The sequence below is a fragment of the Lacinutrix cladophorae genome, from assembly GCF_053604645.1.
In genome coordinates this window covers 47,089-71,904 of record NZ_JBSHNR010000073.1, presented here as the reverse complement: position 1 = coordinate 71,904, position 24,816 = coordinate 47,089, and the positions used below count along the sequence as shown (strand labels likewise).

23 protein-coding genes are annotated in these 24,816 nt (G+C 31.8%); 9 read left to right on the top strand and 14 right to left on the bottom strand.

Annotation, left to right across the window (positions count from 1 at the left end; all coding sequences use genetic code 11):
* Positions 1-20 precede the first annotated feature (20 nt).
* Complete coding sequence (locus ACVC3Y_RS02420; RefSeq protein WP_452226012.1) at positions 21-2,708, top strand: T9SS type B sorting domain-containing protein; 2,688 nt, start codon at positions 21-23, stop codon at positions 2,706-2,708.
* Positions 2,709-2,799: 91 nt separating this feature from the next.
* Positions 2,800-4,803 (top strand): excinuclease ABC subunit UvrB, encoded by a 2,004-nt coding sequence (gene uvrB / locus ACVC3Y_RS02415; protein WP_303426339.1) that lies wholly within the window; start codon positions 2,800-2,802, stop codon positions 4,801-4,803.
* An 83-nt stretch (positions 4,804-4,886) separates the two neighbouring features.
* Here the strand turns inward: uvrB and ACVC3Y_RS02410 are convergent, their stop codons facing one another.
* Positions 4,887-5,288: a TerB family tellurite resistance protein gene (locus ACVC3Y_RS02410; protein WP_303426338.1), complete on the bottom strand. Its 402-nt coding sequence runs from the start codon at positions 5,286-5,288 to the stop codon at positions 4,887-4,889.
* A gap of 217 nt (positions 5,289-5,505) precedes the next feature.
* Here ACVC3Y_RS02410 and ACVC3Y_RS02405 point away from each other — a divergent pair, with 217 nt between their 5' ends.
* A complete protein-coding gene (locus tag ACVC3Y_RS02405) occupies positions 5,506-5,778 on the top strand; it encodes a DUF1456 family protein (RefSeq protein WP_303426337.1) in 273 nt (90 codons plus the stop codon).
* A gap of 66 nt (positions 5,779-5,844) precedes the next feature.
* Here the strand turns inward: ACVC3Y_RS02405 and sucC are convergent, their stop codons facing one another.
* Positions 5,845-7,038 (bottom strand): ADP-forming succinate--CoA ligase subunit beta, encoded by a 1,194-nt coding sequence (gene sucC / locus ACVC3Y_RS02400; protein WP_303426336.1) that lies wholly within the window; start codon positions 7,036-7,038, stop codon positions 5,845-5,847.
* A 198-nt stretch (positions 7,039-7,236) separates the two neighbouring features.
* Between sucC and lysA the strand changes: the two genes are divergently transcribed.
* Positions 7,237-8,475, top strand: a complete 1,239-nt coding sequence (gene lysA, locus ACVC3Y_RS02395; protein ID WP_452226011.1) for a diaminopimelate decarboxylase — start codon at positions 7,237-7,239, stop codon at positions 8,473-8,475.
* A 133-nt stretch (positions 8,476-8,608) separates the two neighbouring features.
* Positions 8,609-9,547, top strand: coding sequence for a sterol desaturase family protein (locus ACVC3Y_RS02390; RefSeq protein WP_303426334.1), 939 nt, complete (start codon positions 8,609-8,611; stop codon positions 9,545-9,547).
* A gap of 39 nt (positions 9,548-9,586) precedes the next feature.
* Here the strand turns inward: ACVC3Y_RS02390 and ACVC3Y_RS02385 are convergent, their stop codons facing one another.
* Positions 9,587-10,582, bottom strand: a complete 996-nt coding sequence (locus ACVC3Y_RS02385; RefSeq protein WP_452226010.1) for a T9SS type A sorting domain-containing protein — start codon at positions 10,580-10,582, stop codon at positions 9,587-9,589.
* 276 nt (positions 10,583-10,858) lie between these two features.
* Here ACVC3Y_RS02385 and ACVC3Y_RS02380 point away from each other — a divergent pair, with 276 nt between their 5' ends.
* Positions 10,859-11,371, top strand: coding sequence for a nuclear transport factor 2 family protein (locus tag ACVC3Y_RS02380; protein WP_303426332.1), 513 nt, complete (start codon positions 10,859-10,861; stop codon positions 11,369-11,371).
* A gap of 25 nt (positions 11,372-11,396) precedes the next feature.
* Here ACVC3Y_RS02380 and ACVC3Y_RS02375 read toward each other — a convergent pair whose 3' ends face one another.
* The 5 genes from ACVC3Y_RS02375 to ACVC3Y_RS02355 form a co-directional block, all read right to left on the bottom strand.
* Positions 11,397-12,800, bottom strand: coding sequence for a M20/M25/M40 family metallo-hydrolase (locus ACVC3Y_RS02375; protein ID WP_452226009.1), 1,404 nt, complete (start codon positions 12,798-12,800; stop codon positions 11,397-11,399).
* Between the two features lie 124 nt (positions 12,801-12,924).
* Positions 12,925-13,338 carry a hypothetical protein gene (locus tag ACVC3Y_RS02370; protein WP_452226008.1) on the bottom strand — a complete coding sequence of 138 codons (414 nt, stop codon included), beginning with the start codon at positions 13,336-13,338 and terminating at the stop codon, positions 12,925-12,927.
* Positions 13,339-13,366: 28 nt separating this feature from the next.
* Complete coding sequence (locus ACVC3Y_RS02365) at positions 13,367-14,185, bottom strand: alpha/beta hydrolase (RefSeq protein ID WP_452226007.1); 819 nt, start codon at positions 14,183-14,185, stop codon at positions 13,367-13,369.
* Between the two features lie 40 nt (positions 14,186-14,225).
* On the bottom strand, positions 14,226-14,591 hold the full coding sequence (locus tag ACVC3Y_RS02360) for a DUF2200 domain-containing protein (RefSeq protein ID WP_452226006.1): 366 nt from the start codon (positions 14,589-14,591) through the stop codon (positions 14,226-14,228).
* Positions 14,592-14,602: 11 nt separating this feature from the next.
* The gene (locus tag ACVC3Y_RS02355; RefSeq protein ID WP_303426325.1) at positions 14,603-15,481 is read right to left on the bottom strand and encodes a PPK2 family polyphosphate kinase; all 879 of its coding nucleotides are present in this window, start codon (positions 15,479-15,481) and stop codon (positions 14,603-14,605) included.
* A 153-nt stretch (positions 15,482-15,634) separates the two neighbouring features.
* Between ACVC3Y_RS02355 and ACVC3Y_RS02350 the strand changes: the two genes are divergently transcribed.
* Complete coding sequence (locus tag ACVC3Y_RS02350) at positions 15,635-16,849, top strand: hypothetical protein (protein WP_452226005.1); 1,215 nt, start codon at positions 15,635-15,637, stop codon at positions 16,847-16,849.
* A 127-nt stretch (positions 16,850-16,976) separates the two neighbouring features.
* Complete coding sequence (locus ACVC3Y_RS02345) at positions 16,977-17,492, top strand: flavodoxin family protein (RefSeq protein WP_303426322.1); 516 nt, start codon at positions 16,977-16,979, stop codon at positions 17,490-17,492.
* Positions 17,493-17,556: 64 nt separating this feature from the next.
* Here the strand turns inward: ACVC3Y_RS02345 and ACVC3Y_RS02340 are convergent, their stop codons facing one another.
* From ACVC3Y_RS02340 to ACVC3Y_RS02315, 6 genes are all read right to left on the bottom strand, one after another.
* On the bottom strand, positions 17,557-18,720 hold the full coding sequence (locus ACVC3Y_RS02340) for a sigma-54-dependent transcriptional regulator (protein ID WP_452226004.1): 1,164 nt from the start codon (positions 18,718-18,720) through the stop codon (positions 17,557-17,559).
* A 12-nt stretch (positions 18,721-18,732) separates the two neighbouring features.
* Positions 18,733-19,557, bottom strand: coding sequence for a mechanosensitive ion channel family protein (locus ACVC3Y_RS02335; protein ID WP_303426318.1), 825 nt, complete (start codon positions 19,555-19,557; stop codon positions 18,733-18,735).
* Between the two features lies 1 nt (position 19,558).
* Positions 19,559-20,869, bottom strand: coding sequence for an ABC transporter permease (locus ACVC3Y_RS02330; RefSeq protein ID WP_303426317.1), 1,311 nt, complete (start codon positions 20,867-20,869; stop codon positions 19,559-19,561).
* Positions 20,870-20,873: 4 nt separating this feature from the next.
* Positions 20,874-21,800, bottom strand: a complete 927-nt coding sequence (locus tag ACVC3Y_RS02325) for an ABC transporter ATP-binding protein (RefSeq protein ID WP_303426316.1) — start codon at positions 21,798-21,800, stop codon at positions 20,874-20,876.
* A 350-nt stretch (positions 21,801-22,150) separates the two neighbouring features.
* Positions 22,151-23,275, bottom strand: coding sequence for a molecular chaperone DnaJ (gene dnaJ / locus ACVC3Y_RS02320; RefSeq protein WP_303426315.1), 1,125 nt, complete (start codon positions 23,273-23,275; stop codon positions 22,151-22,153).
* A 7-nt stretch (positions 23,276-23,282) separates the two neighbouring features.
* Complete coding sequence (locus ACVC3Y_RS02315) at positions 23,283-23,807, bottom strand: nucleotide exchange factor GrpE (protein WP_303426314.1); 525 nt, start codon at positions 23,805-23,807, stop codon at positions 23,283-23,285.
* A 158-nt stretch (positions 23,808-23,965) separates the two neighbouring features.
* On the opposite strand from ACVC3Y_RS02315, the gene ACVC3Y_RS02310 reads away from it, so the two are divergent.
* Positions 23,966-24,634, top strand: coding sequence for a YceI family protein (locus tag ACVC3Y_RS02310; RefSeq protein WP_303426313.1), 669 nt, complete (start codon positions 23,966-23,968; stop codon positions 24,632-24,634).
* Positions 24,635-24,816: the final 182 nt, after the last annotated feature.

Genomic DNA, 24,816 nt, shown 5'->3' with positions numbered 1-24,816 from the left:
TTGCAGTCTAATTTTTTTAAATGAAATATTCAATTTCCCTATTCTGGTTCTTACTCTTTTTAAACACAACTATCGCTTCTAATAAAACGCTTAAATCAGAGTGTCCAGCTCCTGTTATTACATCTTTTTTCCCTTCAAGTGGTCCTGAAAACACAATAGTTTACATAGATGGAAGCAATTTTAATGCTGCTGCTACAGTAGAATTTGATGGTGTTAGTACGACTTTTAATATCATTAACGATAATGTAATTGAAGCTTTTATTCCTGCAGGAACTTCTACTACATCTAACATAACCATTACAAGCACAGGTGGCTGTGTGGGAAATTCTACAACTGACTTCTCGGTATTAGAATCAGAATGTGATTCTCCAGATGTTTATATTTCAGAAATTTATGATGTAAATGGAGGTAGTACTGGTCTTATAGAACTTTACAATCCGACTAATACAACACTTACATTTAATGGTGAATATGAATTACAACGCTTTAGAGATGTTGGAGATGCAACTCCGAGTGTTACACATATCTTACCTGGTTCTATTGGCCCTCTTCAAACCTATTTAGTGAAAATTGGTGGCCCTACGGCTTGTGGACTAACAGAAGATACTGAAATGGGATTAGGTATTAATGGTAATGATGAAATTAAGCTTTTAAAAAACGGAGCACTTATTGATGTTGTAAATGCTCCTAATAATGTAGGATATACGGTAAAAAGAAATCCTGATGCTGTTGTTCCTAATAGTACGTTTGTTTCTTCAGATTGGGATACCAACACAAATGAAAGTTGTGCAGATCTTGGTTCGCATACCGCAGATCCAATTCCGGATAATACACCAACAATTACACAACCAACTTCACAAACCATTTGTGAGAATGGTACAGCTACTTTTACAATTGCTATATCTGGTACCGAAACATATACCTACCAATGGAAAGTTTTAAACAGTGCTGGAAATTGGGTAAATGTAACGAATGATGCTAATTATTCTGGAGTAACAACAGACACCTTAACCATTACTAATGCGCCATTAACTTTTGATATGAATCAATATTATTGCGAAGTCACTTCTGCATCTTGTGACTTGGTTACTAATGCGGCACAGTTACTTGTTGGTAACGCAGAAGTAGATACTCTTTCAAACGAAACCGTTTGTACAAGTTATACCTTACCAACGCTTACTAACGGAAACTACTATACGGCAACCAATGGTGGAGGAACTGCACTAACTGCAGGAAGTGCTATTACAACAACACAAACCATTTATATCTATAATATAATTGGAACCGCTCCTAATACTTGTTCTAACGAATCTAGTTTCACAATAACTGTTAGCGGAACACCTCCTGTAGATACCGTTTCTAGCGAAACTGTTTGTGCTAGCTATACACTTCCTTCTATTACCAACGGAAACTATTTCACAGCAACTAATGGTGGCGGAACACAAATGAACATTGGGGACAATATTACAACCACACAAACTATTTATATTTACAACGAAGTTGGGACTGCTCCTAACACTTGTTCTAACGAATCTAATTTCACAATTACTGTAAGCGGAAACCCTCCTGTAGATACAGTATCTAGCGAATCTGTTTGTACAAGTTATACTTTACCAACATTAACTAATGGAAACTATTACACCGCAACCAATGGTGGTGGAACTGCTCTAACTGCTGGAAGCACCATTACAACTACGCAGACTATCTATATTTATAATATTGCGGGAACCGCTCCTAATACCTGTGAAAACGAATCTAGTTTCACAATAACTGTTAGCGGAACACCTCCTGTAGATACCGTTTCTAGCGAAACTGTTTGTGCTAGCTATACACTTCCTTCTATTACCAACGGAAACTATTTCACAGCAACCAATGGTGGCGGAACACAAATGAACATTGGGGACAATATTACAACCACACAAACTATTTATATTTACAACGAAGTGGGCACTGCTCCTGACACTTGTTCTAACGAATCTAGCTTTGATATTACGGTTACCGGAAACCCTCCTGTAGATACTTTATCCAACGAAGCAGTTTGTACAAGTTATACTTTACCAACATTAACTAATGGAAACTATTACACCGCAACCAATGGTGGTGGAACGCAATTAAACGCTGGTGATATGATCACAACATCGCAAACTCTTTATATTTATAATATAATTGGTACCGCTCCTAACACTTGTGATAACGAAACTAGTTTTGATATCACTATTTATCCTGCTACAGATTTCACACTGGATGCTTCTAATATTACAATCGTGGATGATTCCATAACAGTAAGTATGACGGATACTAGTATAAATTATTTATATACTGTAGATTCTGGTACTTCACAAATGAATCCAACATTTTCAGATCTTGCCAATGGTATACATACTTTAGTTGTTCAAGATGAAAATGGTTGTGTCGTTAAATCGATTCCTTTTACAATCGATAGTATCCAAGAAATAAATATCCCTTTATTTTTCTCACCTAATGGAGATACATTTAATGATACTTGGTTAATAACAGATACTCAAAATACCATTAAACAAATCCTAATCTTTGACAGATATGGTAAACTTCTAAAAGAGGTTTCCCCTGCTGAAAAATCTTGGGATGGAACCTACAGAGGATATAACCTAGAAAGCAATGATTATTGGTACCTAATCACATTACATACTGATGAGGAACTTAAAGGACATTTTACTTTAAAACGATAGCTTCCTAAGATTTCAATTTCCACTAGCTTGAAGTCAATTAAAGGTATTACGTTTTTAGATGCGGAATCATAGTACAGCATGACAATAACATATGAAATTTAAAATAGAATCCGAATTTAAACCAACTGGAGATCAGCCACAAGCTATTAAACAACTAGTGAATGGACTAGATACAAACGAAAAATATCAAACTTTACTTGGTGTAACAGGTTCTGGGAAGACATTTACTGTTGCTAATGTTATTGAAGAAGTACAAAGACCAACTTTAGTTCTTGCGCATAACAAAACATTAGCGGCACAGTTATACAGTGAGTTTAAACAGTTCTTCCCTGAAAATGCTGTCGAGTATTTTGTTTCGTATTATGATTATTACCAACCAGAAGCATACATACCGACTTCTGGTGTATACATAGAAAAGGATTTATCTATTAATGAAGAAATAGAGAAGATGCGATTAAGCACCACTTCTTCTCTACTTTCTGGTCGACGTGATGTTATTGTAATAGCTTCCGTTTCATGTTTATATGGTATTGGAAACCCGGTAGAGTTTCAAAAAAATGTCATCACATTAAAACGAGACCAAATCATTTCGCGAACGAAATTGTTACACCAATTAGTACAAAGTTTGTATTCGCGTACAGAAGCAGATTTCAACCATGGAAACTTCCGAATTAAAGGGGATACAGTAGATATTTTTCCAAGTTATGCAGATGATGCATTTCGAATTCACTTTTTTGGTGATGAAATCGAAGAAATTGAATCCTTCAACATTCAAACGAATCAAGTCATTGAAAAATACGATATTTTAACTATTTATCCTGCAAACATGTTTGTTACTTCACCAGATGTGTTACAAGGTGCTATAAAAAATATTCAAGACGACTTAGTAAAACAACACGATTATTTTAAAGAAATAGGGAAACATTTAGAAGCAAAAAGGTTGAAAGAACGTACCGAATTTGATTTAGAAATGATTCGTGAATTAGGCTACTGTTCTGGAATAGAAAATTATTCAAGGTACCTTGACGGAAGACAGCCAGGAACACGACCTTTCTGTTTGTTAGATTATTTCCCAGAGGATTTTTTAATGGTTGTTGATGAAAGTCACGTAACCATTTCGCAAGTACACGCTATGTATGGAGGAGATAGAAGTAGAAAAGAAAACTTAGTGGAATATGGTTTTAGGTTACCTGCTGCAATGGACAATAGACCTTTAAAATTTGAAGAATTTGAAGCGCTTCAAAACCAAGTCATTTATGTAAGTGCAACTCCTGCAGATTATGAGCTTCAAAAAACGGATGGTATTTATGTAGAACAAGTTATTCGACCTACAGGTTTATTAGATCCAATCATTGAGGTTAGACCAAGTTTAAATCAGATTGATGATTTGATTGAAGAAATTCAACAACGCGTAGAGAAAGACGAACGTACATTAGTTACAACGCTTACCAAACGTATGGCAGAAGAATTAACCAAATATTTAAGCCGAATTCAAGTTCGCGTAAATTATATTCATAGTGATGTTGATACTCTAGAACGTGTACAAATTATGCAAGATTTACGTAAAGGAATATATGATGTTTTGGTAGGTGTAAACTTATTACGTGAAGGTTTAGATTTACCAGAAGTTTCACTAGTCGCTATTTTAGATGCAGATAAAGAAGGCTTTTTACGATCGGCAAGATCACTAACACAAACGGTTGGTCGAGCGGCAAGAAACCTTAACGGAAAAGCAATTATGTATGCGGATAAAATCACTAAAAGTATGCAAAAAACTATTGATGAAACCGAATACAGACGCTCCAAACAAATTGCATATAACACCAAAAACAACTTAGTACCAAAAGCATTGAATAAAAGCTTAGATAGTGCTTTATCTAAAAACTCGGTAAGCACCTATAGTTATGAATTAGAAGCTGCAAAAGCAGCCGAACCAGAAAACGAATACTTAAGTAAAGGTGAGTTGGAGAAGAAAATTCGTGAAAAACGAAAAACTATGGAACAAGCAGCAAAAGCTTTAGACTTTTTAGTTGCTGCAAAACTACGTGATGAAATTAAAATCTATCAAAGCAAACTGGAAGCATTGAAAAATTAAAGTGAATTGAATACAATGTTATATATAAACTTCTTCAGGATTGATTTCCTTTTTACTTATACCTAACTTCTTTATTTCTAACTTTAATTATATTGTACCTTAAAAATATCAATCAGTACATCTGGTGGTACAATTTTGTTTGGGAAGCTATCCATTAAATACAATACTTTATTAATAGATTCGTGGTTTAATCCCATTCGTAATCCAAAATTATGCAATTTAATAATTTCTTGATCTGTAATTTCTCCATCAATACTCATTAATAAAACCAATCTATGAAACTGCACAATGCGTTCACTATGGGATTGTAAATGTTTATAATTTATAGGATGTGCAATAAGATAATCGAAATCTTCGCGAGATATATGCAATTGTTTTGCAACACCTAACAAAAAATTATGTTCTATACTTTTTACTTTTTTATCACACTTTGCAAACGCAATCATTTCGGACAAAAGGCTTAGTTTTTCTACCCTATTTATCATTATTATTAGGAATTAATTAATTATTATAAAGTTAGATATAATCCCTCTTTTATAATCGTTGATATATTGTATCTTGTCGAAAAAAAAAGAGTAATTCATCGATTTTATACTAGTTTCATAGAAACAAACCCTCGAAAAACTAGCAGTAACACCTTTGTTTACATGGTTTTAGACGGGTTTCAGTAATAAAACTAACAACATTTTTTAAAATTCTACTATGACAAATAATGATATATTTAAAAAACTACGTGTAGCCCACAAACTTCGTGATGACGATATTATTAAAATTCTTGCTCTAGTAGATTTTAGGATAGGAAAGAGTGAGCTTAATGCTTTTTTTAGAAAAGAAGATCACCCCAAATATATGGAGTGTGGCGATCAAATATTACGTAATTTTCTTAATGGTTTAGTAATTCATTTACGTGGGCCAATGCCAAAAAAAGGAGAAAAAAAAGCAAACAGTACAACACAAAAAAAGAGCAACAATTAGTTGCTCTTTTTTACTTTATCTATTTAAGTAATACCAAAATTGGCATACTAACATAGTATTTTTATTCTATTTAGCTAATACAGCTTGTACTTTATCTGCAGCTTCTTGAAACTCGGTAGCACTCATTACATCTAATCCAGAATTATCAATTAATTCTTTAGCAATGTCTGCATTTGTTCCTTGTAAACGTACTATAATTGGTACTTCTATATTACCCATGTTCTTATAAGCATCAATCACACCTTGAGCAACACGATCACAACGAACGATACCACCAAAAATGTTAATCAAAATAGCTTTTACAGCTGGATCTCTTAAAATAAGTTCGAATGCAATTTCTACTCTTGCTGCATCTGCTGTACCACCAACATCTAAAAAGTTAGCTGGCTCACCACCTGCTTGCTTAATTAAATCCATTGTTGCCATCGCTAAACCAGCACCATTTACCATACAACCAACGTTTCCATCAAGGTCTACATAGTTTAATCCATGCTCTCCAGCTTCTACTTCAATTGCATTTTCTTCACGTAAATCGCGTAATGCAGCTAAGTCTTTATGTCTAAATAAAGCATTATCGTCTAAAGATACTTTAGCATCTACTGCCATTATTTTAGAATCACTTGTTTTTAAAACAGGGTTAATTTCAAATAAAGAAGAATCTGATTCTACATATGCTTTATATAAAGCTGTTACGAATTTTGTCATTTCTTTAAAAGCTAATCCAGATAAACCTAAGTTAAAAGCTATTTTTCTAGCTTGAAAACCCATAATACCTAAAGCTGGATCTATTTCTTCATGAAAAATTAAATGAGGAGTTTCTTCAGCAACTGTTTCGATATCCATTCCACCTTCAGTAGAATACATAATCATATTTTTACCTGTTCCTCTATTTAAAAGTACAGACATATAATATTCTTCTGGCTCAGAATCACCAGGATAATACACATCTTCTGCAACTAAAACTTGGTGTACACGTTTACCTTCGGCAGAAGTTTGAGGTGTAACCAAATCCATTCCAATAATTTGTCCTGCAATTTCTTCAACTTGATCTAAGCTTTTTGCAAGCTTAACTCCTCCACCTTTACCACGACCACCAGCATGGACCTGTGCTTTAATCACGTGCCAACCAGTGCCTGTATCTTCTGTTAATTTTTTAGCAGCTGCTACTGCTTCTTGAGCATTTTGTGCAACGATTCCTCTTTGAATACGTACGCCAAAACTGCTTAATAATTCTTTTCCTTGATATTCGTGTAAATTCATCTTGTTTAAAGTAAAATTTTAGATTTACAAAAGTAAATAATCACAAGAACTTACCCTAATATTTAATTATGAAAAAAAGCAACAAACGATATAAATTCAAATTTGTTAAATAATTAACAAATTGTTTTAAATATGTAATATTATACCATTTTAATTTTAAAACACGTTGAAAAAAATATCTTTGAAAAAAATATTTAGATGAAAAACAATCAATTATTACAAATAGCCAAAGATTTTGGAAGCCCAATTTACGTATATGATGCTGAAAAAATTGGTTTTCAGTATACGCGTTTAACTTCTGCTTTTAAGAAGGTGAAACAAGTAAAGCTTAACTATGCTGTAAAAGCGTTATCTAATATTTCCATTTTAAAATTAATGAAATCTTTAGGAGCAGGTTTAGATACTGTTTCAATTCAAGAAGTAAATTTAGGTTTGAAAGCTGGATTTACTCCAGATCAAATTATCTTTACACCTAATGGTGTTTCTTTAGAAGAAATCGAAACTGCTGCAAAACTTGGCGTTCAAATTAATATTGATAACCTTTCAATTTTAGAGCAATTTGGAACAAAGCATCCAAAAACACCGGTTTGTATTCGTATAAATCCACATGTAATGGCTGGAGGAAACACGAATATATCTGTAGGACATATAGATAGTAAATTCGGAATTTCTATTCACCAAATACCACATATACTTCGTATTGTAGAAAACACTAAAATGCATATTAACGGAATTCACATGCATACCGGAAGTGATATTTTAGATATTGATGTATTTTTATATGCCAGCGAAATTTTATTTGAAACGGCTAAACACTTTAAAACTTTAGATTTTATAGATTTTGGATCTGGATTTAAAGTACCTTACAAAAAAGGCGATATTGAAACCAATATTGAAGAGTTTGGAGAAAAACTTTCTAAACGTTTTAATGCTTTTTGCAAAGAATACGGTAAAGAACTAACCCTTGGTTTTGAACCTGGAAAGTTTTTAGTTAGTGAAGCTGGGCAATTTTTAGTAAAAGTAAATGTTGTTAAACAGACTACCTCAACTGTATTTGCTCAAGTAGATTCTGGCTTTAATCATTTAATAAGACCAATGCTTTATGGTTCGCAACATGAAATTGAAAATATTTCTAATCCAAAAGGAAGAGAACGTTTTTATAGTGTAGTAGGTTATATTTGTGAAACAGATACTTTTGCAAATAATAGAAGAATTAGTGAGATTAATGAAGGAGATATCTTAGCTTTTAAAAATGCTGGAGCATATTGTTATTCTATGGCTAGCAATTACAATTCTCGTTATCGTCCAGCAGAAGTACTTTGGATGGATAACAAAGCGCATTTAATACGTAAAAGAGAAACCTTTGATGATATACTAAACAATCAAATTGAAATTGAAATTACGAGTAGTAAAACTGAAAATGTACTAGCAAAATAAAACACTTTCAAAATAAAAATAAATCCACTAGAAGACATCATATGCTTTAAGTGGATTTATTTTTTAAAGAAAAACCATTTAATCAAGGTTTTCGTACAAAATCAAGGTATTTTTGAAACTAAAATAAATTTTAATGAATTTCACAAACCCTTTAGTTTACGGTGTACCATGTTTTTTAGGACTCATTTTATTAGAGCTTAGTTATAGCAAACATCATAAAGAAGCTAGAAGTCAAAAATTATACGCTTGGAAAGATTTAGCCGCAAGTGTAACTATGGGTGTTGGCTCTGCGATTATTGCTCCACTAACAAAAACAATTGCCGCTATTGTACTATTTAACTATGTTTACCACCTTTTTAACCCTATAGTAGATGGTGTACCTACTAATATTATGGGCTACGAATCATTTGGATATGCCTGGTACGTTTGGCTTATTTGCCAACTTTGTGACGATTTTAGTTACTATTGGTTTCATCGACAAAACCATAATATACGCTTTCTTTGGGCTGCACATATTGTACATCATTCTTCTAATAATTTTAATTTAGGCACAGCAGTGAGAAACGGATGGTTTACTCTTTTTTACAAACCGTTATTTTATATGTGGATGCCAGCAATTGGCTTTCCACCTGAAATGGTAGTCGTTTGCTTAGGTATTGAATCGCTTTGGCAATTTCAATTACATACGGTTTACGTTCCTAAACTAGGTATTATTGAAAAAGTATTTAATACACATACTATGCACCAAGTACACCATGCACAAAACATAGAATATATGGATAAAAACCATGGTGGATTTTTAAATATTTTTGACAAAATTTTTGGTACTTGGAAAGCCTTAGATGAAAATATTGAAATTAAATATGGTGTTACTCACGCACCAAATTCGTATAATCCGTTAATTATTTTAACGCATGAATACAAAGATATTTGGAACGATATGAAGAAATCGAAAAACTGGTATCATAAATTCATGTATGCTTTTGCTGCTCCTGGTTGGAGTCATGATGGTAGTACACTTACCATAAAACAAATAAGAAAACAACTTGAAACACAAAACCTGAAAAATTAACTTTTCAGGTTTTGTGTTTCTAGTATAAAAACTAAAATATTACTTTTTAATAAACTTTTTTGTAAGTGTTCCTTTATTGGTATACACCTGAACAATATACATCCCTGCTTGTAAAGTACTAACATCTATTACTGATGTAATATTAGATGAACTTAAAACTTGCCTACCATTAATATCAAAAACACTAACTGATTTGATTGCTGTTGGTGATTTTAAATTAATGTTTAAAACAGATTGTACTGGATTAGGAGTTACAGAAAATTCTGTAATAACATTTTCATTAACATTCAATAAGTATGCAGCTAAACTTTCAGCTATAGTATCTGTTTCATTAACACCTAAAAACCCACTTATTATATTTAATTCTGTTACTCTAAACACAAGGTCCCCACTAGTATTATCATAATAATTATGTGTAGTTTGTGTGGCTGTACCGATATTATTAAAAATTGGTGGAATACTCAAACTAACTGTTTGTACTGTTTTCAATTGAGTAACAGTTCCTGTAAAAGCCCCTATTGCATCAACATCCATGTTTAATGTACCATGGGCTTCTACTGTTTTCACAATATTCCCTGCAAATGTACCACTAGTACCTTGATAAGTAAAAGTTCCAGCGACTGGATCGGAATTATTATATCCGAAGCTTAAAGGAAAAGTACCAATAAGTGCATTATCATTACTATAATTTAACTCTATATCTGGTGTTGTTGCTCCTGTTAAAGATATTTCTGTTCCGTTTTCTTTTAACAGAATATTGTTTACAGTTGTTCCTGCAGTATTTTTATAAACATTAGTAGTGCCTGGAAAATTTGTAATTTGTGTAGCTGTTGGTGCGGCATACGTATCTACAGAGTTTTCTGTTGTTGTTAAACCAGTAAAACTCCACGAAGTACCTGCTCCTGTAGGCGATTGATCTATAGTACCATTCACTATAGCATAGGTAGCCCCATCTGTACTGTTAAATGTAGTAATAGTTTGTGCAAAAGTAAAGCTTGTAATGATACAGGCTAAATAAAGTAATTTTTTTTTCATTTTTAAAAGGTTGATTAATAGTGCTATAAAAATACTAAAATGAAACAAACCATCTAATATTTAATTAAAAAATAATAATTATTTAATGTTTAATCAAATAAATGAATTCATGCTAACCAATTGTTAATTCACTAAAAATCAACAATTAATATTTTTATTTTGTATCTTTATAAGCATCATATTACTAATTTAAATTAGCATTGCCTCATTTTTACAGTTATTGAAAATCTTCCTATTTATTTATGAAAACGGTTTATTCATTTAAATTTTAGTTTCATGAAAAAAATTATCACATTAGGATTGTTATTATTTGTACTAGTTTCCTGTACCAAAAAAAATCGCTACACGCAAAAATCTCCAGAAATTGACATTGTTAAAGCTGTTATTAATAATTATGACTATCAAAAATGGGATAGTTTAACTATGCAGTATGCAGATACTGCAAAAGTGTATTACAACACTAGAAACAAGTATTTTACAGCTACAAGTTTGCCCGAGTATCATAAAAAAAATGATTCTAGTTTTTTAACAAGAGCATTTGAAGAAAATAGAAGAGAATTTGAAATGGTAACGGATGACAATGGAAAAAAATGGGTGAACTTTTGGGGTATATGGGAAGGCAATCTATTAGAAAACAATAAAAAAATTGAAATGCCTGTACATATTACCTATCAATTTATTAATAAGAAAATAGTGCTTGAATATGGCTATTGGGATGCTAGCGAATTAGTTTTAGCACTACAGCAACTTGAAGACATGAAAAAAACAGACACTATTTTTATTCGTTAAAAAAATAGCACCTGCTTTATAGATATTAATTTTTAACCCCACTTTGTTTTGGCAAAGGGTTCGTGCCATACTTATCAAACAAATACACTAAAGCAGTCATAGTTGCTGCACCAAGTTCTAATTCGCGTTTATTAACCGCATCAAAAGTATCGTTAGCTGCATGATGATGATCGAAATAACGTTGAGAGTCTGGGCGTAATCCTGCTAAAACATTACTATCATTTTTTAATGGTCCAACATCTGCTCCACTTCCCCCTTTTTCAAAATAATGAATTAAATATGGTTCAAATAAAGGTTTCCAGCTTAATACTTGGTTAAAATTAACATCACTACAATCAAAACTAAAACCTCTTGGTGTAAAACCGCCAGCATCACTCTCTAAGGCAAAAACGTGATTCTCGTTTTTACGTTTTGCTTCTTCTGCATATTTATTTCCTCCTCGTAATCCGTTTTCTTCGTTCATAAATAAAACGACACGAATACTTCTTTTAGGTTTAATCCCAGAAGCTTTTAAAAGTCTTAAAACATCCATAGACTGTACAACTCCTGCCCCATCATCATGCGAACCATCTCCTAAATCCCAAGAATCTAAATGACCACCTACCACAAAATATTCGTTAGGAAATTCGCTCCCTGTAATCTCGCCAATTACGTTATGAGACAGTACATCTTTATATTGTGAGCAACTTTGTTTAAAATAAAACTCTAAGTTTTCATCTAATTTTAATGAAGTACTTAATAACTCTGCATCATTAGTACTTATTGCTGCTGCTGGTATTCGTTTTTCTATAGGTAGATTATCATAGGTCATACTTCCTGTGTGTGGTAAATCGTCCAAACGAAGATTCATAGAACGAACAATCACACCAACAGCTCCATACTTTGCAGCCTCTACAGCTCCACTATAACGCTGATTTACACAGCCACCATAAGCGTTAAAAGTACTTATTAAATCTTCTTGCATTGGCCTATTAAAAAAAACGATTTTACCTTTAATTTGTTCTTCTCCTAATTTTTCTAATGCTTTAAAATCGTGCACTTCTATAACCTTTGCTTTTAATCCTAAAGGATTTGTTGCTACAGAGCCACCAAGCGCACAAATATTAACATTTGTAGTTTGTTTTTTTGAAGACTCCATAAATGCATATTCTTTTGCTCCACGAACCCATTTTGGCACCATAACTTCTTGTAACCAAACCTTATCTAATCCAAGTTTTTCTAGTTCCTCTTTTCCCCATTGTACAGCAAATTCTGCTTGAATAGATCCAGATAAACGCCCTCCAATTTGATTGGATAAATAATCTAACCACTCATAGCTTTTACCATTAGTTAATGATTGCGAGTATATTTTTTTAAGAATTTCTTGGTCTGTTTGAGAATAGCTTGTAATTGAACTTAAAGCTAAAAGTAAAAGAAGGAATTTTTTCATATTATTATTTTGAATGTCGATTCCTACTTTTACAGGAATGTCAAATTGAAGTTTAAAGATACTGCTTCTAGAAATTAAGATTCTTAATTAAAGTATAAAACACTTCTACTTTTATTATTTATTTTTAATAGTTGGTTCTATTCGTAATATCTTCATCAAACTTTTCTTTTAATAATTTTATTTTAGAAAGATCTAATTTCCCGTTTAAATCAAATACTTTGTTGTTGTATAAAAACTTCACATGATTTTTTAAAAAACTATAACCTGAAATTTCAACAATTATATCTTCCTTAATAAATTTGTAAATAGTATAGTCTTGTTTTCCTTGTTTTGCTCCAAACTCTATTCTTATAAAAATCAGCTCTTCTCCAGTTTCCTTATCCATTAGAGTCACCCATTCTGCGGGTCCTTTTTCACAATTAAATACATGTACATCTTCAATTAAAGCTTTACCTTTTTTAAGCTTCACTTTTTGGGCATGCACTATCGATGTCGTTGCTAATAGTAAGAATACTATGATTTTTAATTTGTTTTTCATTTGTTTTTTTTTATTATATAATATTAGATTAGTTGTTTTCACTCATTATCCAAGTCAGAGCTTGTTCTTTTTTAGCTCTAAAAATGGTGCTATGCTTTTCATTAGGTGCATCTTCATATTTCCAAATTAACGCACTAGTCGAATTACTTTTTAAGGTTTTTGCAAGATTATTAGTATGTATGGAAATGTCTTCTACTCCCGAGCCAGCAAACCACAGTTTCTTTGTTTTATTTGGAAAAGCTTTTAGGTATGTGGAAGCATTTTGTTCTAGATAGTGATTATTCCACCAAAGTGAAGGATCCATTGCGATATAGAAATCAAATGCATTTGGTTGTACAAGGAAGGTTTCCATAACAAAAAGACCTGCTAAAGATTCACCAATAATACCTTTTTGTGAACTTGTTCTGTATTTTGTATTTATCTGAAGCATTAATTCTTCGGTTATAAATGCTCTAAAGTTTTTTGCACCATCGGTTAACGGACAATATTCAGCATCCGCTTCCACTTCCGAAAAACCTGTTAAGTCTCTTCCTCTTTCTGTATTTTCAATACCCACAAGAATTACTGGTGGAATATTTTTGCTTTCAACTAGTTTGGCTATGGAATTCGCTATATGTGGAAAATCTTCTTTTATTCCGCCATCAGGCATATATAACACAGGAAAAGCATCCGTACTATTTTTATAATTTGGTGGAAGCCACACATTAATGACGCGTGTTTCGTTTACAAAACTAGAGTGTATAGTGAAACTATCGTGATTAGGAATAATATCCTGAACCCTAGCTGTATTAACACAACCAAAGGTTAAGAGTGCTATAACCGATAAATAATAAATAGATTTCTTCATTTTGTTGTTGGGATTAATATTGAACTAAAAAAAATAAAAATTATGCTACTCGCAATATCTTATCCATATTTCGCCCTCTTGCTAATTCCTCTACCAATTTATCTAAATAGCGTACTTCTTTGGTTAGCAGATTTTCAATATCTTCTATTCTGTAACCACAAATCACACCTTTAATTAATGGTGTATTTGGGTTTAAGGATGCGTTTTTAAAGAACATTTCAAAAGTTACTTTTTCAGTTATTAATGCTTCTAACTTTTGTTCATTATAACCCGTTAGCCATTGAATTACTTGATGTAATTCTCCTTTGGTTCTTCCTTTTTTTTCTACTTTGGTAATGTAATGCGGATATACAGAAGCAAAGGTCATTTTTGCAATGCGCGTATCGTGATTACTTGTATCTTTCATTTTCTAAAGTATTACTCTTTACTAAGTTGTTCTTTATATAAAGCAATATTTGCCTTCACATCATCATCCAATTCTGGCTCTTTAATATCGGTATACTCCTTTAATGTGTCGTACATTATTTTAGCCACTATAAGTCTTGCTGTTGGTTTATCGTCTGCAGGAATATTAAACCAAGGCGCATGAGGTTTAGATGTTCTGTTGATTGCATCTTCATAGCATTCCTGATATTTATCCCATAATTTACGTTCTTTTAAATCACCTGGAGAAAATTTCCAGTTTTTAGATTTCTTATCCAAACGACGAAGTAATCTATCTTTCTGCTCGCCTTTAGATAGATTTAAAAAGAATTTAAAAATAACCGTACCAGTTTCTGCAATGTGCTTTTCAAAATTATTAATTTGCTCAAAACGGGCATCCCAGAAAGCGTCATTTACATCATCTACCGAATTTACGTGTGGTAAATTTTCGCCCATAATATAACCAGGATGCACTCTCGTAACTAATACGTTTTCATAATGCGTTCTATTAAATACGCCAAATTTACCACGAGCAGGAAGTGCTATATAATGTCTCCAGATAAAATCGTGTTTTAACTCTAATTCTGTTGGCACTTTAAAACTATGTACTACAACTCCTCTAGCATTAAAGTCTTTAAATACTTCACGAATCAAACTATCTTTCCCTGCCGTATCCATACCTTGTAAGCAAACCAAAACGGCGTATTTACCATGCGCATAAAGGGTATCCTGTAATTCGCCAAGTTTTCGTCTTACCTTTTTTAATTCGTCTTTTACATCGTCTTCATCTACTTCTAAATTATAAGTTGTTGTAAGTTTCGAAATTTCTATTTGTGATTGTATTTTAAAGTCGTTTATTTTAATTGCTTTCAATTTTATGGGCTCTTTATAAATTATGTTTAAAGATATTAATATTTTTTATTAATAGAAATTCTAAAACGAAATAGCCGCATATAATATGTTTACCCTTTAATTGGTATGGTTATTATTAATGTTGTAGTTTTATCCATACGCTAATTAATCTTTATGAAAACACTTTACTTGAGTTTATCTCTAGTTATTCTATTTCCGCTTATTACTTTTTCGCAACAAACTGATAGGATAGAAACTACTATTAAAAACGGAATTACAAAACCCAGTATTTTATCTTCACATCCATTTGGTATCTTTTTTTCTAGGCTTCAAGGTAATTTTAAAATGCATGCCACCAAAAATAACATGGTTAATATTAGCTTGGAAAGCGCCAATGTTTGGGGAGCTCCTGTAACCACCTATATACCAAATGATGAAGCGACAAGAAATGAAGCCAGAAAATACGATTGGGATTTGGCACAATATCATTTTGATGTAGAAGACTTAGACGCAGAAACTTTTCAATTGCAAATAGATGGTGTTCTTAAAAGTATAAAGGCCAATATTGCTTTTCATTTAAGTAACAATAAAGAATTAGTAGTTGCTTTACGCGTTGCCATGTTAACGAATGGAGAATATCCGCTTTCTTTTTTTACAAGTGATAAGTTTATTGAAGATTTTCACAGCAAAATTGCAGGTGGAGAAGATCCTTTTGACAGAAAGGCTTTTAAATTAAATGAAGCAGGAATTAAATATACTGACAGGAATGGCAACACTGCAGAATTAGAAAAAAATGATGTTTTTTTGAGCGGAATAGAAACTACATACTATTATTATCCGGAATGGCTAATAAATAAAAATAAAAGTTTTTTTATGAATCTTGGTGCGCACCTTGGAACAAACCTGTCTAAATATAATACTTCTTTTGACTTAGGCGGATCTATAAATGCAGTTAAAAAAATTGCTTTTAAAAATAAAAACTATGCACATATAGGTGCCAGTTTTGGTACGTTAAGAAAAAATGCAATCGACTTAAAAAAAGAGAATGTGCAATTTGGCACCAATAAATACATCGCATTTTTAGAGAGTGCTTTAGAATATAACTTTGTATCCAAAAAAGGAACAACGCATGCTATTGGTTTAGACTTTTATATTCAAACTAGTTTAAATAAAAAAGAAGAACTAGACTATATTATTCCTGTTCGCCATCCAGATGCAGAGCAAGCATGGGGAATTGGCACCACCAACTTATATAAAAACAATAATTATTGGACTTTACTATATTCCTTTACCAGAAAGATTACAACCACTATTTATTTACAACAAGATCTTACTGTAAATAATAGTCCAGATATACAAACTGGAATTAGTGTTAGTTTTAAAATATAAAAGTCACACTTTTTGAATTATTCGAAAGCACATCAATATTTTCTGTTATACCATTAATTGTTTCTATTAGAAATTAAAGTTTTAGTTAGAAGAATATTATTATTTAGCTAAACAAATTAATTTATTCATGAATAAAACGGTAATACTTCAAGGAAGCTCTAGAAGCTTTGGCGATACACAAAAAATAGTGAATAGTTTCGCATTAAAATCAAACTTTGATATTATTGATTTAAATACAAAAAACATTGGTCATTATGATTATGAGTATAAAAATGCTGCTGATGATTTTATGCCTTTAATAACTGATGTTATTACAAACTATTCTACTATAATTTTTGCAACTCCAGTATATTGGTACACCATGAGTGGAATTATGAAAGCTTTTTTTGATCGCATTTCAGATGTTATTAGAACAGAAAAAGATTTAGGAAGACAACTACGAGGAAAAAAAATGGCCATGATAAGCACAAGTAATGGCAATGATTTAGTTAAAGGTTTTAATATGCCTTTTGTAGAATCTGCTAAATATTTAGGCATGCAATATTTAGGAGATATACATACTTGGGTAGAGCAAGAAAAAATCCCGGAAGAAGTAAATAATATCTTAGACACCTTTTTGGCAACATTAAAAAAGACTATCTAAAAAGCTGTATTTTATGCTTTTTAGATAGTCTTGAATTCTTAAAAAAATTGTTTAAGAAGAAATATTACTTACTAGTAAACAGTTTTACATCTTTTTCGCTTACTTCCTTTTCGCCAAGAATAATTAAACGTTCTACAACATTACGTAGTTCTCTAATGTTACCAGTCCAATCATACTCTTGTAATAATTTTATAGCTTTAGCTGAAAAGCTTTTTTGAGCAGTACCTTGCTCGTCTGCAATTTTCTTAGAAAAATATTCTATTAACAATGGAATATCATCACGTCTATCATTTAGTGCTGGAACTTTAATAAGAATTACAGCTAGTCTATGGTATAAATCTTCTCTAAAGTTTCCTTCTTCAATTTCCTTTTTAAGGTTTTTATTGGTTGCTGCTACTACTCTAACATTTACTTTAATGTCCTTGTCACTACCAACACGTTGTATTCTACTTTCCTGTAATGCACGAAGTACTTTTGCTTGCGCAGAAAGACTCATATCTCCAATTTCGTCTAAAAAAATGGTACCTCCATTAGCTGCTTCAAATTTACCAGCCCTATCTTTATTTGCGCTTGTAAAAGCACCTTTAACGTGGCCAAAAAGTTCACTTTCTATTAGTTCACTTGGTATTGCAGCACAATTCACTTCTATCATTGCCCCTTTAGAGCGATCACTTTTTTGGTGTAACCAATGTGCTACTAATTCTTTTCCTGTTCCGTTAGGCCCAGTAATTAAAACACGAGCATCGGTTTGTGCTACTTTTTCTATTATTTCTTTGATATGAGAAATAGCGTCGCTTTTACCAATCATTTCATAGTTCTTGCTTACTTTCTTTTTCAGTCTTTTGTTTTCTACAACAAGCTCTTTTCTATCTAAAGCAATACGAACGGTATTTAATAAACGATTTAAATCTGGCGGTTTAGATATATAATCAAAAGCACCAAGACGCATTGTATTAACTGCTGTATCTAGATCGCCATGTCCAGAAATCATTACCATTGGTGTTTCTGGCTTTATTTTTTTAACGGCTTCTAAAACCTCAACACCATCCATTTTTGGCATCTTAATATCGCAAAGTACCAAATCGTAGTCTTCTTTTTTTATTTTTTCAATTCCAACTAAACCATCTTCAGCTTCTTCCACGGCATAGGTGTCGTTTTCTTCGGAAAGTATTTTAACTAACACTCTTCGTATTGCTGCTTCATCTTCAATTACTAATATTTTCGGCATCTTATATTTTTTTTATTTCTGAATAATATGAATATCTCTTTGTGGAAAAGGTATAGAAATATTGTTTTCTCTAAACAATTTATCTATTTCAAAACGTATTTCACTTTTTGGAATAGATGCTTGAAAACTATCATTTAAAGTAAATACTAATTTAAAATCTAGAGAACTATCCCCAAAATTAGTAAATAATACGGTAGGAGCAGGAAATTTTAAAACAGACTTATTATCGTTGGCTGCTTGCAAAAGTATTTTTTTTACTAATTGCACATCACTTCCATAAGCTACACCTACTTCTACACTCTCTCTTGTTGTTGTTCCATTTTGCGTCCAATTGTATAAACTATTAGTTAGATATAAATGGTTTGGAATTACTAGTACTTTATTATCTATGGTTACTGCTCTTGTTGTTCGTAGTTTAATTTCTTCAACACGACCTACTTTTCCATCTAATTCAATTATATCTCCAACATGTACGGATTGATCAATTAAAATAAACACACCAGAAATAATATCCTGAAAAAGTGTTTGTAATGCTAAACCAATACCTATTAATAATGCTGCTGAAGCTGCAAAAATACCGGTTACGTTTACACCAACAGTATGTAAGGTAATTAAAACTATAATCACATAGCTAAACCAAGTTGCATAAGAAAAAACAGCTCTAAACTTCAGTTTATCATCGCTTGGTAGTTTGCGACTTATTAACCTTCTAAGAAGTCTTAAAAAAACAGTAGCAAATACTAAAACTAAAAGTAAAACCAAGATGTTTTGCACACTAATTTCTACATCTTTAGATATATTAATTGATTTATTTAATATGGTTTTTATTTCTTTCATTTTAATACTTAATCCATTTTATAATCTCTTTATAACTTGGCTTTTTACCATACATTAAAATACCTACCCTATATATTTTGGCTGCAAACCAAACGGTTAACATGAAGGTAGCAACTAATATAAAAAAAGAAAGTACTTGTTGCCAAACAGGCACTCCAAAAGGAATACGCATTAGCATTACCACCGGAGAAGTAAATGGTATAAAAGAAAAGATGGTAGAAACCGTACCATGAGGATCTTCTATTACTGTAAATATACCTATATATACGGCTAAAACTAATGGCATGATAATAGGAAACATAAATTGTTGTGTATCCGTTTCATTATCTACTGCAGCACCAATTGCGGCATATAGCGAGCTATATAATAAATACCCGGCTACAAAAAATAGGATAAATGCAATAATAAGATTGGCTATTGGTAAATTCCAAAACGCAGACATTGCATTTTGCATTTCTACAGCTACTTCTGGGTTTTCCATTGCCTGTTGCATCATGTCATTCTGCGGTGTTTGCTGCATTAAGTCTATACCCAAAATAGCAGAAACTACTGTCATTAAAACACTTCCAATAATAATCCAGATAACAAATTGTGTTATTCCTGCTAAAGAAGTGCCAATAATTTTACCAAGCATTAATTGTATTGGTTTTACTGAAGAAATAATAACTTCTATAATTCTACTTGTCTTTTCTTCAATAATACTTCGCATAATCATATTCCCATAAATAATAATAAACATGAATAATAGATACCCAGCAGCCAAACCAAAACCTAATTTAAAATAGCTATCTATTTTAGATGTCTTTTCGCCAATAAAACTTTCTTGTTCAATATTTACATGGATCTTAGATGCAGTTAACTTTTCTAAATCGATACCTTGCTCTTGTAATTTAAGATCTCTTAATCTATTTTCTAATTTACTTTCTAAACCAGAGATAACAGATAATGAAGGAGATTCTTTAGAATAAAATTTAATATGTTTTACCAATGCAGTAACGCTATCTTGTTTTGGTATGTACAACAAACCATAGGTTTCTGCTGCTTCAACAATAGTTTTTGCATCGTCTAAAGATACATTGTTAAGCATATTATACTTTGTATATTCTTGATTTTGAAAAATATCAGTTACCAATTCAGATTCATCTAAAACAGAAATAGTACGTATTTTATTATTATTTAATTGCGATAAATAAGCTACAACTGCAATAAGTGCTATCATAATAATAGGACTTAAAATAGTCATGATAATAAACGATTTGTTTTTAACTTTTGTTAAATATTCGCGTTTTATTATAAGTGGTAAATGGTTCATAAAATTAGTTATTCTTAACTGCTTGAATAAAAATATCGTTTGCACTAGGGATTAGTTCTACAAAATGAGAAACTTGACCTATACTTGTTAAATAGCTCAATAAATCATTAGCCGATTCGTTTTCGGCAAGCTTTATATTTAGTTTTAATTCGTCATTTAAAGATCTAAAATCTGTAAGCGAAGCATTAAATTTTTTCGAGATAGTTTCGGCAAGTGTTATTTTATCGGGAGCATTTATACCTACTTCATAGGTGTTGGTTTTATATTGTCTTTTTATATCTGTTAATTTACCATCTAATATTTTATTAGATTGATGAATTAATGCAATATGGTCACACAGTTCTTCCACAGATTCCATTCTATGTGTAGAAAATATTACCGTTGCTCCATTCTCTTTAAGGCGTAAAATTTCGTCTTTAATTAGATTGGCATTAATTGGATCGAAACCAGAAAAAGGCTCATCAAAAATCAACAATTTTGGTTCATGCAAGACAGTGACAACAAACTGTATTTTTTGAGCCATTCCTTTAGAAAGCTCTTGAATTTTCTTGTTCCACCAGTCTCCAATTTCTAAACGTTCGAACCAATATTTTAATCGTATTTTGGCTTCTGCTTTACTTAATCCTTTTAATTGTGCTAAATACAATGCTTGTTCGCCAACTTTCATAGACTTATACAAGCCACGTTCTTCAGGCAAATAACCAATATTTTGCACATGATGGGATTGTAGAGGTTCGCCATCTAAAATAACATGTCCAGAATCTGGCATTGTAATTTGGTTTATTACACGTATTAAGGTTGTTTTTCCTGCTCCGTTTGGACCTAACAAACCAAAAACACTTCCTTTAGGAACAGAAATAGAAACGTTATTTAACGCTGTAAAATCTCCAAAATTTTTAGAAACTGCGTGTGCTTCTAAGAGGTTTTTCATATTTAATATTTAGTAACTTTTTATTAATATCTAAGGCTTGTAAAGATAGAAAATGTTACAAGAGAAATAGCATGCATTTGTTTTAAATTAAAGATATACAAAAGAGTTTAAACTATTTACATCCTTGTTTTCATTATTTAAAGAAATAAGAAGTGCTAAAAAACAAAACCCACCCTTTTACTTAAAGTGAAAGGATGGGAAAAAATTGCTATGAAAAAGAAAAATTATCGCTAAAATTAACTAGCGATAATTCAAATATACTATTTTTTGCTAAATAAATGTTAATTGAAACAGATTTGTTAAAAAAATCCACTTAAAAAAGTGGATTCTTGATTTTTAGCTGTGTTTTATTAAGAAAACATATCTTTAACTTTTTCGAAAAAAGATTTATCTGAGCTTTCAGGTTTTGGTGAGAAATGCTCATCTTCTCGCATCGATTCAAAAAATTCTTTTTGTTGTTTGTTTAACGTTTTTGGTGTCCAAACATTTACATGCACTAATAAATCTCCTTTACCATAACCATTAATACTTGGTATACCTTTTCCGCGTAAGCGTAAAATTTTACCAGATTGTACACCTGCTTCTACTTTAATTCGCACTTTACCTGTAACCGTGTCTATTTCTTTTGAGGTACCAAGAACAGCGTCTGGAAGACTTACATACATATCGTAATGTAAATTATCGCCTTCGCGTTGTAGTGTTTCATGATCTTGCTCTTCTATAGCAACTAGCATATCTCCAGAAATTCCATTTCCTGGTGCTTCGTTTCCTTTTCCAGATACTTTTAATTGCATTCCATCTACAACACCTGCAGGAATTTTAATAGAAACCGTTTCCTCTTTTATAATTAAACCATGCGCATCTGCTTCTGCTGGTTTTTTATCGATTGTTTGTCCTGCTCCACCGCAAGTTGTACAGGTGGCAGCCGTTTGCATTCTTCCTAAAATAGTATTAGTAACTCTAGTTACTTGACCAGAACCATTACAGGTTGAACAGGTTCTGTACGTTGTACCTGGAGCTTGAACCTTACGTTTTACTTTAATTTTCTTTTCAACTCCATTGGCAATTTCTTCTAGAGTAAGTTTAACACGAATTCTAAGGTTACTACCTTTAACTCTACGTTGACCACCTCCGCCAAAGCCACCAGAGAAACCGCCACCTCCGCCAAAGCCACCGAAGATATCACCAAACTGGCTAAATATGTCATCCATATTCATACCACCTCCGCCACCTCCAAAACCACCGGAGCCATCGAATGCTTGATGTCCAAATTGGTCATAACGTGCTTTTTTATCTGCGTTACTTAAAATTTCATAAGCTTCTGCTGCTTCTTTAAACTTTCCTTCTGCATCTTTATCATCTGGATTTTTGTCTGGATGAAATTTTAAAGCCATTTTTCTGTAGGCTTTTTTAATTTCTGCAGCTGTTGCGCTTTTACTTACTCCTAATATTTCGTAATAATCTCTCTTTGCCATTCTTGTATTATTGTCCGATTACAACTTTTGGAAAACGGATTACTTTATCTCCTAATTTATATCCTTTTTCAACTACATCAATCACTTTTCCTTTTAAATCTTCTGAAGGTGCAGGAATTTGTGTAATTGCTTCATGGTCGTCTGCATTAAAAACATCTCCTTTTATTACTTCTATTGCTGCTAGACCTTTTTGTTCTAGTGTAGATAGTAATTTCTGATAAATTAAATGTACTCCTTTACGTAACTCTTCTGCTTCTTTGTCGTCTTCAATATGACTTAAAGCACGTTCAAAATCATCTAAAACAGGTAAAAGTGACACCATTACATCTTGACTTGCCGTTTTAAACAATTCGATTCGTTCTTTAGATGTACGTTTTTTATAATTTTCGAACTCCGCAAAAAGGCGTAAAAATTTATCTTTTTCTTGTTTTAATTCTATTTGTAGTTGCTCTTCAACAGTTAACTCTTGCGTTTCTTCTGTTGATTGCTCTACTTGCTCGTCTATAACTTCTTCTTTATTTTTCTTGCTCATTTTTGTACCTAGTTTTTATAAATACTTTTAACAGATGGCAAAAGTACTGCCATTATTATTAAAATGTCAAAATGTCATTGACTTTTTTTATCCTTTTTGTTATTTAACTAAATTAACAATTTGTATTTTTGAACTTTAACACTAAAAAAACTATAATTATGAAAAAACAAGTATTAAATATTTTTACTGTTATTGCTTTATGTACTGCAGTTATTGGTTGTAAAAAAGCAAAAGAAGCTAGTACAAGTGAAGCAGAAGCTGCTGCTGTTAGTGAAAGTACTACTGCAAAATATGTAGCAAATGTCTCTGAGTCTACTATTGAATGGAAAGGTTTTAAACCTACAGGTACACATAATGGAACTGTGAATGTTGAAAGTGGTGTATTTCATGTCGATAATGGCGTTTTACAAAGCGGTACTTTTTTAATTAACATGAAGTCCATAAACTCTACAGATGTTGAAGGAGATCAAAAAAAGAATCTTGATGCACATTTAATGGGGACTGTAGAGGGAAAAGAAGGTGACTTTTTTGATGTAAACAAATTTCCTACTGGAGCATTTGAAATTACTGGTACGCAAGCTGCTGAAGCAGGAAAAACAATGCTTTCTGGTAACTTAGCATTAAAAGGAAACAAACACAATGTTACATTTCCTGTTACTATTACAAGTGAAGGTGATATAATGACTATTTCTAGTGATGCTTTTACTATTGATAGAACAAAATGGGGAATTAACTATGGTTCTAAATCTGTTTTTGACAATCTTGGAGACAAGTTTATTAATGACGAAATGGAATTAAAAATCACTATTAAGGCTAAAAAAGCTTAGATAAAACATCTGTTTAATAAAATAAAGCCATACTTAAAAGTATGGCTTTATTTTTGCGTTAAATCATATAAAATAGTAATTACCAGTAATTTAGATTTAAAAAATCGATTAAATTAGTAGTTTATCGAATAATTAAAACTTATTAATGCATTATTTTACATTTAACAAATAGAAGGTATATT